The organism is Acinetobacter sp. YH12063 (assembly GCF_013419715.1).
GTDB classification, from domain to species: domain Bacteria; phylum Pseudomonadota; class Gammaproteobacteria; order Pseudomonadales; family Moraxellaceae; genus Acinetobacter; species Acinetobacter amyesii.
On sequence record NZ_VOZO01000001.1, the window covers coordinates 15662 to 27932 of the forward strand.

Below are 12271 nucleotides of genomic sequence, written 5' to 3' on the forward strand. Positions count from 1 at the left end.
CATTCACACCTTTCTCCTTATAGGAGGAAGGTAAGGATGGAGGTGAAATATTCACGAATAGAAATATTTCGATTTACATCTCATTATGAAGCCATAAAAAAGGACGCCGAGGCGTCCTTTTTAATTTAACTCGTCTTAGCTCAGATTAAAGACCAGTCAATAATGCAATTGCGACTTGCTTCATAATGGTTTCCGCAACCAACAATGCCAAAATCGCAAAAATTGGTGATAAGTCAATCATCCCCATATTTGGAAGGATACGACGGAATGGTGCAAGTAGCGGTTCTGCCAATTCTTGAACCACTTCAATATAAGGCGAACGTGACTGACTAAACATCACGACCCAACTCAAAATAATCGATGCAAAAATTAAGTAACGACAGAAACGGATTAAATCCTGAATCATGGTCACAAAGGTCATAATGATCAGATGGAATGGACTATTCACTGCCACGCCAGACAAATACATCAAACCAAACATTTTTAACAAATACAGAATCACCACCAACACCAAAGCTGCGGTATTGACTCGACCTTTGGCCAAAGTTGGGAAGATTCGGCTAAAGATATCGACAATTTTTGTTGCTTTTGCTGTTGCCAAAACCACAGGGTTATATGGACTCACGGCAGCAAGCTGCATTAAAAAACGGAAAAATACGAGCAAAATTGCAACGTTAATAATGATTCCAAAAATTTGAGCAGAGCCCATACTTGAACTTTCCTAAATCAAATCGAATTATTTGGTGCTTTCGCTTAACTCTTGTGCCAACTCTTGGCTACGCTTTTGCGCTGCGGCTAAAGCGGCCTGAATATTTTGTGAAATTTGAGCACGATCAAATACTTCAATCGCAGCTTGTGTGGTACCGTTTGGAGAGGTTACATTTTTACGTAACTCCGCAGGACTGTTGGCACTGGTAATCGCCATTTGTGCAGCGCCCAATGCAGTTTGCAAGGTTAGTGCTGTAGCCACTTTTTCATCCAAACCCATGTTTTTACCTGCACGGATCATACTTTCCATCATATAGAAAAAGTATGCAGGACCTGAGCCAGAAACAGCTGTAACTGCATCAATCTGAGCTTCTGAGTTTACCCAAAGTGTTAAACCCGTTGAAGCCAAAACTTGACTTGCAAGATCACGATCTTCAGCCGAAACCGCTTCACCTGCATACAAACCATGCGCACCGGTTTGAACTAAAGCAGGTGTGTTTGGCATGACACGAACAATACGCTCTGTGCCTAATAGTTTTGAAATCGTTGCAATTTCTGCACCTGCAACAATTGAAATCACTAACTTCCCTTCTAGCAACCCTTGTAATGGTGCCAAAACTTTTGCCAACACCTGAGGTTTAACGGCAAAAAGAACAATGTCAGCTTCTCGAATTGCTGCAACATTATCATCGGTCACATGCAAATCTTTTTCAGCCAAAAGCTCACGTACTTTTTCTACGGGATCTGAAACTGTAATACGTGTAGTCGGGACACCACGTGCAATCAGGCCACCAATTAAAGCCTGTGCCATGTTGCCGCCACCAATGAAACTAATATTACAATTTAGAATTGCGCTCATGATTGAAGATCCGATATTGCAGATTTAGCGTTAAGAGATAATGTTGGTTGCCAGCCAGCTTGAGTACAAAATTCAGACTGCGCCAACCAAAAGCCCTGAGGCGTAAAGACGCCTAGCATAACATTATCTCGGCTTAATATTTGAATAGTATGACGCTGCCACGGAAAAATTTGCGCCTGTTGAATGGCTTTTTTCAACGGCCAACTTCCGACACGACCATATAAATGAATTTTTTCGCCGCCAAGACGTGGGCGAATCTGCAGTTGCTGCCCCAATAAATCAGGTGATAAACCAACCTTTGAGGGTTGAATCACAAAATGGCCGGCAGGCAACTTGAGGCACTGACCTGCAACACAAGTTACAACCTCAACCTCTTGAATAGATTCTGCTAGCAGATAATCCGCTTTGGCAATCCGATGAAGTTGCTGTTGAAAGCGCAGATAATAAAATCCATTCCAGTGCAATGCCGCTTGCGAGTCTTCGCGTGAGCCAATCACTTCTGAAAACAATCGCTGTACCATTTCAAAGCTTGGACGATATTGCCCCTCACCTTTCATCCAGTGCGATAACAACTGACGCTGACGTGCCAGACTGAGCTGTTGTAGAGCCACCAAAGATAACGCTTGCGATGAGCCGCAGACTGCTAAATCTTGTTGTAATACCTCGTTTAAAATTTCATCGGCATCTTGCATCAAGTAACTGGTTCGACTCAGAGCTTGCTGCATTTTAGGAAATCGCTCACTGAGTAGCGGCCACAAAATTTCACGACTCCACGCACGGTCATAGTCGGTATCAAAATTGGTGAGGTCTTGAATATTTTGCACATGCAGCTGTGCTGCCCATTGGCAAATTTGCTCACGTGAAAGATCTAATAGCGGACGCCATAATGTAAAATCTTCACGTACATCGAATTTTTTCATCGCAGCAAGGCCATGGACACCAGCACCTGAAAGTAGCCGCAACATCAATGTCTCCGCCTGATCTTGCTGATGATGCGCGAGTACCAATATTTCATCTGCTTGTAAATGTTGGGCAAAGGCTTGATAGCGGGCCGAGCGTGCTTGATTTTCAAGGTTACCTTGCGCAACCTGAACTTTTTGTATGATGAATGGAAGATTCAGCGCTGCACACTGAGCACGTACAAACTCCCCCCAAGCGTGACTACTCTCTTGTAGTTGGTGATCAATATAAATTACCCGTATTTTTTCAGGGCACAAAAACGGCATAAGATGCAGCAGCAACATGGAATCCATGCCACCACTACATCCTATTAAAAATCGGCTTTGTTCAGGCAGCGCCTGAATTTGACTTAAGCAGTCAGCCCTAAATTGTCGCTGCCAAACTTCATTAAACGCTGATAACGCGCTTCGCATCGTTCGTTTGCATCCATTGGTTGCAGTTCTTCTAGAGCTTGCTTCAAGACCACTTTCAAATCCTGCATGACTTTTTCAGGGTTTAAATGTGCGCCTTCCGCTTCGTCCACCACGTATTCCACAATGCCCATCTTCTGCAATTTATCTGCCGTCAATGCCAATGCTTCACTTGCTTGTTCTGCTTTCTCTGCAGTTTTCCACAAAATAGATGCACAGCCTTCAGGTGAAATCACTGAATAAATACTGTGAGATAGCATAATCACACGGTCAGCCACGCCAATACCGAGCGCACCACCCGAACCACCTTCACCCAATACCGTTGCCACTACAGGCACTTTAAGTGAAGAAAGCTGAGCCAAACTGGTTGCAATCGCTTCAGCCTGACCACGTTCTTCTGCACCTACGCCAGGGTAGGCACCCATGGTATCAATAAAAGTAAAGACAGGCAGATTAAAACGCTCCGCCATATCCAATAAACGCTGTGCTTTACGGTAACCTTCTGGGTTACTCATACCAAAATTATGCTGTAATTTTTCACGTGTACTACGACCACGGTGCTGACCTACGATCATCACAGGCTGACCATCTAAACGAGCCAAACCACCAATCATCGCGCCGTCATCACCAAATAGGCGGTCACCGTGCAAAGCATCGAACTCTGTAAAAATTTCGCCAACATAATCCAAAAACTGCGGACGTTCAGGATGACGTGCGATCTGAACCGTAGTCCAGGCTTTAGATTGAGCTGCTTTATTTTTCATAGGTCGATCATTATCCCTAACTTAACTGGTCTGTTAATTGATAAATTGTTCCGACTGGATATTTAGTTCAATATCCCAATGCTTAAATTGCACTTGCTCATCATGCAAGTCTGCAACCAACAAAGGCCACTGTTTGGCATCACCAGAAACACTAAGTTGCCATTGTTGCGCATTGTCCACGCTTAATTCAATGGCAGGAAGCATCTCATCGCTGCGACTATGATTTAATAAAACTGCTAAACGAAGCAATAGACATAAGTAAACAAGTTTGTTACCACCGACTTTCATCACATCGACACGTGCATCACTGCGCAACTTACGACGATGATGCGCCACTAAATGTGACAAATGGTTTTGATCAATTTGCGAGAAACCCGGAATATCCGAATGTTGCAACAAATAGGCACCATGACGATGGTAACCACTATGACTAATCGCTAAACCAATTTCATGCAAATACGCTGCACGACGCAGTAAATCACTGTCATCACTGGTCAAATTCAGTGCGGTCGCCACACCATTAAACAGTTGTTGCGCGGTATTGACTACACGCTCAGCTTGTTTCACATCTGCGTTGTAGCGACCCATCAACGCATGTACAGAACGATCTCGAACATCTTCATGTTGGAAACGACCCAAGAGGTCATACATCACGCCTTCACGTAATGCGCCATCCGAATAGACCAATTTATCGATATTCAGCACATCAAAGACGGCATATAAAATGGCAATACCGGCTGGCAAAACTGCTCGACGGTCTTCTTTTAGACCATCAAATTCCATTTCATTGACATGCTTATATTTAAGCAATTTATCTTTGAGTTTAAATAGACCGTCACGTGTCAGTTCTTCCTGATCGTTACTCCAGCCCATATTGACACAAATCTGACGACACGCTTTGATCGTACCGCTTGAACCGACAACAGTATCCCAGCCCGCAGCTTTATAAGTGTTAGCAATACCTGCAATTTCCTTACGAGCAGCATTTACAGCTTTATCAAAACTTTTCAGGTTAATTTCACCATCGGCAAAAAACGCTTTGGTAAAAGCGACACAGCCCATTTGCACGGATTCAGTATGAATCGGTTCAAACTCTTCACCAATAATCAGCTCTGTAGAACCCCCACCAATATCAATCACTAGACGACGACCACTGTTTGCCATGGTATGTGAAACTCCCAAATAAATGAGACGGGCTTCTTCACGACCAGCAATGATTTCAATCGGCTTAGGTAAAATTTCAGCGGCTTTTTGAATAAATTCATGACCATTTTTTGCTTGGCGCAAGGCATTGGTCGCCACAATACGTAAACGGTTGGCTTGGACAGGATTTAAACGCCCTACAAAACGTGCTAGGCAGGCTAAACCTCGTTGCTGTGCGGCTTCAGTCAAATTTTTATTTTCGTCTAGACCTGCGGCAAGCTGTACTTTTTCTGACATTGATGCAACTTTTTTCACTTCGCCATGGTCTACACGTGCGATAGCCAAGTGGAAGCTGTTCGATCCCATATCGATAGCAGCAAGTAATTCTTCATCAATCAAAAAATCAGACATTATTCAAAAAAACCTGTTCAGAATTGTGCTTAGATTAATTCACATACATGCAATTTAAAAGCCATTTATGAGCAGTTCGAACGGAACTTATCGTTTTTTTATCTGAAGCAATGATAGTCATACACGATCATCGGCATCGTGATCATCCATTAGACAAACTGACCATTCAGGTCGAAAATTTACATAACCCCCTACATTGTTATAGTTGGCTATGTAATACTTATAAGCATAGAGTCAACTTAAAAATTAAATCCGGAGCAAAATCCATGTCTGGCAATATCGTAAATACAACTGATGCAAACTTCCAAGCTGACGTACTAGAGTCTGATACTCCTGTACTTGTAGATTTCTGGGCAGGTTGGTGTGCTCCTTGTAAAGCCATTGCACCTGTACTTGAAGTACTTTCAACTGAGTTTGAAGGCAAAGTTAAAATCGTTAAAGTAGACGTAACTTCTTGCGAACAAACAGCTGTAAACTACAACATCCGTAACATTCCTGCATTATTAATGTTTAAAAACGGCGAAGTTGTAGCAACCCAAGTCGGTGCCGCACCAAAATCTAAATTGACAGCTTTCATCGAAGAAAACATCTAATATTTTTTCGATAAAAACACTCGAAAATACGCTGTTTTACACAGCGTATTTTTTTGGTTGATAAATTGACAAATGCTGTGTTCTCTCTTATATTGTTTACTCAAGAAATTAAGGATCTCAAATCCTCTCATTTTCTTACAACACAACACATAAAATGCCGCTCGGCAACAGAATTGTTTTTCACATCTCTCTTCATATAACGAATCAGATCTCTGAATTGTTTTGTGCAAACCAATTGCTATCGTTTCTTGCATGATCGCGGCACATTTGTTGCTCCCTTTTCCAACCTGTACCTCAGAATTTTAGATTCTATCTGACCACCTATGAACTTAACCGAACTCAAGAAAAAACCGATTGGCGAACTCATCAAGATTGCCGAGTTTATGGGCCTCGAAGGAATGGCTCGTAACCGTAAGCAAGATATTATTTTTGCCATCTTAAAGCGCCACGCAATGAACGGCGAAGAGATTTTTGGTGATGGCGTTCTAGAAATTCTGTCGGACGGCTTTGGTTTCTTACGCTCTGCAGCGGGTTCTTACCTAGCCGGCCCTGACGATATCTATGTGAGCCCATCACAAATCCGTCGCTTCAACCTTCGTACTGGTGACACTATTACAGGTACGATTCGTCCACCTAAAGAAGGCGAACGTTACTTTGCATTATTAAAAGTTAATCAAATTAACTACGACACACCCGAAAACTCACGTAATAAGATTCTTTTCGAAAACTTAACACCTTTATTTCCAACCGAACAATTGGTAATGGAATTAGGTAATGGTACAACAGAAGACTTAACTGCGCGTGTCGTTGACTTGGTTGCTCCGATTGGTAAAGGTCAACGTTCAATTATCGTTGCACCGCCAAAAGCGGGTAAAACCATGTTGTTACAAAACATCGCTCAGTCGATTGTTCGTAACAATCCTGAATGTTTCTTGATTGTCCTTCTGATTGACGAACGTCCTGAAGAAGTAACAGAAATGGAACGTACTGTTCGTGGTGAAGTGGTTGCTTCAACATTCGATGAATCACCAGCTCGTCACGTACAAGTTGCAGAGATGGTGATTGAAAAAGCGAAACGTCTTGTAGAACACAAAAAAGATGTAGTGATTTTGCTTGACTCAATTACTCGTTTAGCCCGTGCTTACAACACCGTGATTCCGTCATCTGGTAAAGTTCTTACTGGTGGTGTGGATGCCCATGCTTTAGAACGTCCAAAACGTTTCTTCGGTGCAGCACGTAATATCGAAGAAGGTGGTTCACTGACAATTATCTCAACTGCGTTGATTGAAACTGGCAGTAAGATGGATGAAGTGATCTACGAAGAATTCAAAGGTACAGGTAACCAAGAAATTACCCTAGACCGTCGTATTGCTGAAAAACGCGTGTTCCCTGCGATGAACATCAAAAAATCAGGTACACGTCGTGAAGAGCGTTTGATGTCTGAAGATAACCTACGTAAAGTTTGGATTTTACGTAAATTGCTTCATACACAAGACGAACTTGCAGCGATGGAATTCTTGCTTGATCGCATGAAAGAAACCAAAACCAATGATGATTTCTTCGATCAAATGAAACGTAAAGCATCCAACTAAGTTGAATGTTTGACTGAAAAGGCCATCTATAACGATGGCCTTTTTATTTGGTTGACTTTAGTTACACAAAGAAACATTTGATAGATCTCCATGTAAACTTATTTTCAAGTTTATGATTATAAAAAATATATGTTAAAAAACCCTATTCTTTTTAGTAGTTTATTTGCTATTTCGCCAATATAAAACTTTCTCTTAATTGTTATTTTCTGTTAAAAAATGGCCGTTTTTCACCTATTTTTAACGGTTTTTTCAAAGTCACTAGTAGCATTTCAAAATACTCAGTGATAGCATACACGCAGACCAGTTAGACTGCTCTATGCATTTTTAATACCTATTCAAATTAGGCATAATAAAAGCACACAACAGACTAACGCAGGTTATTTTTTAATCTCATATTTTAGAGAGTGATGCCATGTTATTCAAAAAAATCGCTATTGCTGCTGCAGTTGCTACTACTTTAGCTTTCGTTGGTTGTGCTAAAAAAACTGAAGAAGCTGCTCCTGCTGCTGCATCTGAAGCTGCTGCTTCTGAAGTAGTTGCTGCGTCTGACGCTGCTGCTGTTGAAGCTTCTGCTGCTGCTTCTGAAGCTACTGCTGCTGCTTCTGAAGCTACTGCTGCTGCATCTGAAGCTACTGCTGCTGCTTCTGAAGCTCAATAATCTAACCGATTATTCAGCACAAAAAGAGAGCCCTATGGCTCTCTTTTTTATTGCCTCAAACTTTAAACCCTAGTTCATAAAAAGAGCTAAAATTCAAAATACTAAGCCTATGCTTATTGAAAAATAAAAACTGACAATTTAGCTAAAGGAAAGCCACAATCAACCTCTACGACAACTCAACTCAACTCAACTCAACTCAACTCAACTCAACTCAACTCAACTCAACTCAACTCAAGTATATCGTCTCACTTTAAAACGAATATTCTTCAACATGAATTGTGCGATAGATGATGAGCACTGCGCCTCCTAAATCAAAGGAAAAAAAAGCAGATCAATCGATCTGCTCATTTCCAACACGTTGACGGAATTTTTGTCCCGCACGGAAGGTCACTACACGACGGGCAGAAATCGGAATTTCTTCACCCGTTTTCGGGTTACGGCCTGGGCGTTGACGTTTATCACGCAACTCGAAGTTACCGAAACCTGAGAGTTTAACTTGTTCCCCAGAGATTAGCGCTTGGCTAATCTCATCGAAGAATAACTCGACCATTTGTTTTGCTTCACGACGGTTTAAACTCGTGAGCTCACTTAAATGATCAGCCATTTCTGCTTTTGTTAATGCTGTCATGAAGCCCTCAATGTCGCCTGGTAAGTGTTTTCCAACACCTGAAGTATGTTATCCATACCGGTTTTGATTTCAGCATCTTCTAATGTACGTGTTGGATGTTGCCATTGAATTGCAAATGCCAATGAGCGCTTGCCTTCTTCGACACCTTGACCAGTGTACACATCGAATAACCAAACTGCGTCTAAAAGCTCACCGCCGGTTTTTTCGATAAGTTGCTGAATTTCACTAACATTAATCTTATCACTAATTAAAAGCGCAATATCACGTCGAACCGACGGAAAACGTGATAATTCTGTAAAATTAGATACATAAGTTTGCAAAACAGCCGATTGATCCAATTCAGCGACCCAAGTAGTCGCCAAATCCAACTCATCTTCTAAAGATGGGTGTAAACGACCGAAGTAACCAATTGATTGACCATTGACTAAGATTTCAGCAGATTGACCTGGATGCAACCAGGTACGCTCTGAACGTACATATTCAACATTTAAACGTGCAGAATTTAAAATCTCTTCTACATCGCCTTTAAAGTCAAAGAAATCCATTGGCTGTGCTTTACCATGCCAAGATTCAGTCGTACGTGAACCTGTTGCAACCAGTGCAAATGTTGGGATCTGTTTAAGATCATGAATGCTGTTCGCACCTTGATAATCAAAACGTAGACCAAGCTCATAGAAACGCACACGGTTTTGCTGACGGTTCACGTTGTATTGCACACATGGGATCAAACTTGATAATAAGGTTGAACGCATCACTGCAAGGTCGCTAGAAATCGGGTTTGCAAGCGCTAGTGGTTGAACCTGTGGATTCAATTGTTTCTCTAGTTTCGCATCTGCAAAGCTAAAGCTAATTGCTTCTTGATAACCCAAAGCCACTGCAGTTTGACGTAACTGAACCAATTCAAATTGGTCTTGGTATTTCGCCAGTTTGACATCAATCACCGGCAAGCTAATTTGAATATTGTCGTAACCGTGAATACGTGCCACTTCTTCGATGAGGTCTTGATAAATCGCCATGTCAAAACGGTGTGATGGCGGTACAACTGTCCACTCACCTTCTGCTTTCACAGTGACATTGCAACCCAAACGCGTTAAAGCATCGGTAATAAATGCAGATTCAACTTTATAACCGAGCAGTTGATCAACTTGCGCTTGGTTCAGTTCAATGGCTTCACGTTTTGGTAATAACTCTACTTTTTCAGCAACAGCAATTGGACCAAACTCACCACCAGCTAAATCAGCAATAAGCTGTGAAGCACGATGCATTGCCGTCATCGGCAATTCAAAGTCTACACCGCGCTCATAACGCTGAGAGGCATCAGTATGCAAACCAAAACTACGTGCACGACCTGCGATATAGAGTTGATCAAAGAACGCCGACTCAAGGAAAATTTCAGTGGTATCGTCAGAAACGGCTGAACTTAGACCGCCCATGATCCCTGCAATCGCCAAGGCTTTTTGATCATCCGCAATCACCATCACGTTTTCAGATAATTCAACTTCTTGTTCATTCAACAACGTTAATTTTTCTGCTGCTGTTGCTTGGCGTACACGAACTGACCCTTCAACTTTACCGCCATCGAATGCATGTAAAGGTTGACCCAATTCCATTAAAACGTAGTTGGTAATATCGACCAAAATACTGTGCTGACGAATGCCCGCACGAGCCAATGCACGTTCCATCCACTCAGGAGTTGGTGCTTTGGTATTGACGTTTTTGATTACACGGCCTAAATAGCGTGGGCAACCATCCGTAGCAATAACGACATTTTTTTCATCGCTAATGGTTGCAGCAACTTCTGTAATCACTGGTGCAGTCACAGGGAGTTGGTTAATCACACCAATTTCACGTGCAATACCACGAATACTGAAGCAGTCACCACGGTTTGGCGTGATGCTGATATCAATCACATTGTCATCAAGATCTAAATATTCACGCACATTTACACCAACAGGTGCATCGGCAGGAAGCTCTAATAGACCGTCGATTTTATCTTCAAGATCAATTTCAGACGCACCGCACAGCATGCCTTGTGATTCAACACCACGAAGCTTGCCTTTTTTAATTTTGAAATCGCCCGGAAGTACTGCACCAATGGTTGCTACAGGAGCTTTCATGCCTACACGTACGTTTGGAGCTCCACAAACGATTTGTAACGGCTCACCTGAACCGATGTTTACAGTAGTGACACGTAAACGGTCAGCATCGGGATGTTGAACCACTGTTAAAACTTCACCGATTACTACACCAGTAAATGGTTTTGCAGCAGGAGATAAATCATCAACTTCTAAACCTAACATGGTCAGTTGATCAGAAAGTGTATCGCTATCAATGGCTGGGTTAACCCATGTACGCAACCAATTTTCGCTAATTTTCATTGTATAAAAACCTATTAATTCTAAATTTCTAATCCCCTCTAGCGTCCCTTTAAAGAAAGAGGACGAACCCTAAGTCATGATGGACAACCCCTCTCCTTTTAGGAGAGGTTAGGGAGAGGTATAAAACTGTTTAAGCAAATTGGCGTAAGAAACGCACATCATTTTGGTAGAACATACGCAGGTCATTAATGCCATAACGCAACATTGCAAAACGTTCTACACCTAAACCGAAGGCAAAGCCTTTGTATTTTTCTGGGTCAATGCCAGCGGCTTGTAAAACGTTTGGATGCACCATACCGCAGCCCAAAACTTCCAACCATTTACCACGTTCATCCATGATATCCACTTCCGCACTTGGCTCTGTAAATGGGAAATAAGATGGACGGAAACGTACTTTCAAATCTTTTTCAAAGAATTCATTTAACAAGTTCACCAACAAACCTTTAAGTTCTGCAAAGCTAGTGTTTTCAGCCACATACAGACCTTCGATTTGATGGAACATTGGAGAATGCGTTTGGTCCGAGTCACAGCGATAAACACGACCAGGACACACAATACGGATTGGTGGCTGACTCGTTTCCATGGTACGAATTTGCACGCCTGAGGTATGCGTACGAAGTAAATGATTCGCATCAAAATAGAAAGTGTCGTGCATCGCACGTGCAGGGTGATGACCCGGAATGTTCAATGCTTCAAAGTTGTGATAATCATCTTCAACTTCTGGACCAGTCGCAACAGTAAAGCCAGCTTTGGTAAAAAATTGGCAAATACGTTCTTGAACTTGGGTCACAGGGTGAATACTACCCACCGTTTGACCACGGCCGGGTAAAGTAATATCAATCGTTTCGCTAGCAAGCTTTTGTTCTAATGCAGCTTTTTGTAATTCAGCTTGACGAGCAGTCAGTGCGCCAGTAATCGATTCACGAACGGCATGAATTTGAGCACCAAAAACTTTACGTTCTTCTGGGTCCATTTTACCGAGCGACTTCGATTGTTCCGCGAGCTGGCTTTTCTTCCCTGTAAATTGCACTCGCACTTGGTCGAGTGTAGCAAGGTCCTCTGCTGCTGCAATCGCAGCGAGCGCTTCAGTGGTCAGGGCTTCCAGTGACATAGTAACTCTCAAAGCAACAATTTAAAAAAAATAATATAAACCCCTTATTCTAACAG

Annotated in this window: 11 protein-coding genes; 3 read left to right on the plus strand and 8 right to left on the minus strand. The window is 42.2% G+C overall.

What is annotated here, in order from left to right:
* Positions 1-145: 145 nt before the first annotated feature.
* Genes FTU12_RS00065 through ppx form a run of 5 tightly spaced genes read right to left on the minus strand, consistent with a single transcriptional unit; the run spans position 146 to position 5255 of the window.
* Positions 146-709, minus strand: coding sequence for a YggT family protein (locus FTU12_RS00065; protein WP_078189567.1), 564 nt, complete (start codon positions 707-709; stop codon positions 146-148).
* Positions 710-736: 27 nt separating this feature from the next.
* Positions 737-1567 (minus strand): pyrroline-5-carboxylate reductase, encoded by an 831-nt coding sequence (gene proC / locus FTU12_RS00070; RefSeq protein WP_180050196.1) that lies wholly within the window; start codon positions 1565-1567, stop codon positions 737-739.
* Positions 1564-2940, minus strand: a complete 1377-nt coding sequence (gene tilS / locus FTU12_RS00075) for a tRNA lysidine(34) synthetase TilS (RefSeq protein WP_180113499.1) — start codon at positions 2938-2940, stop codon at positions 1564-1566. Before tilS ends, proC begins: the two co-directional genes overlap by 4 nt.
* Positions 2877-3701, minus strand: a complete 825-nt coding sequence (locus FTU12_RS00080) for an acetyl-CoA carboxylase carboxyltransferase subunit alpha (RefSeq protein WP_078189570.1) — start codon at positions 3699-3701, stop codon at positions 2877-2879. The genes tilS and FTU12_RS00080 overlap by 64 nt, the downstream gene beginning before the upstream one ends.
* A gap of 33 nt (positions 3702-3734) precedes the next feature.
* On the minus strand, positions 3735-5255 hold the full coding sequence (ppx, locus tag FTU12_RS00085; protein WP_078189571.1) for an exopolyphosphatase: 1521 nt from the start codon (positions 5253-5255) through the stop codon (positions 3735-3737).
* A 266-nt stretch (positions 5256-5521) separates the two neighbouring features.
* Here ppx and trxA point away from each other — a divergent pair, with 266 nt between their 5' ends.
* The 3 genes from trxA (at position 5522) to FTU12_RS00100 (ending at position 8098) form a co-directional block, all read left to right on the plus strand.
* Positions 5522-5848 carry a thioredoxin gene (gene trxA, locus FTU12_RS00090; protein WP_078189572.1) on the plus strand — a complete coding sequence of 109 codons (327 nt, stop codon included), beginning with the start codon at positions 5522-5524 and terminating at the stop codon, positions 5846-5848.
* A gap of 323 nt (positions 5849-6171) precedes the next feature.
* A complete protein-coding gene (rho, locus tag FTU12_RS00095) occupies positions 6172-7440 on the plus strand; it encodes a transcription termination factor Rho (protein ID WP_067731074.1) in 1269 nt (422 codons plus the stop codon).
* A gap of 412 nt (positions 7441-7852) precedes the next feature.
* A complete protein-coding gene (locus FTU12_RS00100) occupies positions 7853-8098 on the plus strand; it encodes a hypothetical protein (RefSeq protein ID WP_078192631.1) in 246 nt (81 codons plus the stop codon).
* A 331-nt stretch (positions 8099-8429) separates the two neighbouring features.
* On the opposite strand, the gene FTU12_RS00105 is transcribed toward FTU12_RS00100, so the two are convergent.
* From FTU12_RS00105 to pheS, 3 genes are all read right to left on the minus strand, one after another.
* The gene (locus FTU12_RS00105; protein WP_004649746.1) at positions 8430-8726 is read right to left on the minus strand and encodes an integration host factor subunit alpha; all 297 of its coding nucleotides are present in this window, start codon (positions 8724-8726) and stop codon (positions 8430-8432) included.
* Positions 8723-11104: a phenylalanine--tRNA ligase subunit beta gene (gene pheT, locus FTU12_RS00110; protein WP_180113500.1), complete on the minus strand. Its 2382-nt coding sequence runs from the start codon at positions 11102-11104 to the stop codon at positions 8723-8725. Before pheT ends, FTU12_RS00105 begins: the two co-directional genes overlap by 4 nt.
* A 130-nt stretch (positions 11105-11234) precedes the next feature.
* Positions 11235-12215, minus strand: a complete 981-nt coding sequence (pheS, locus tag FTU12_RS00115) for a phenylalanine--tRNA ligase subunit alpha (protein ID WP_078189575.1) — start codon at positions 12213-12215, stop codon at positions 11235-11237.
* Positions 12216-12271: the final 56 nt, after the last annotated feature.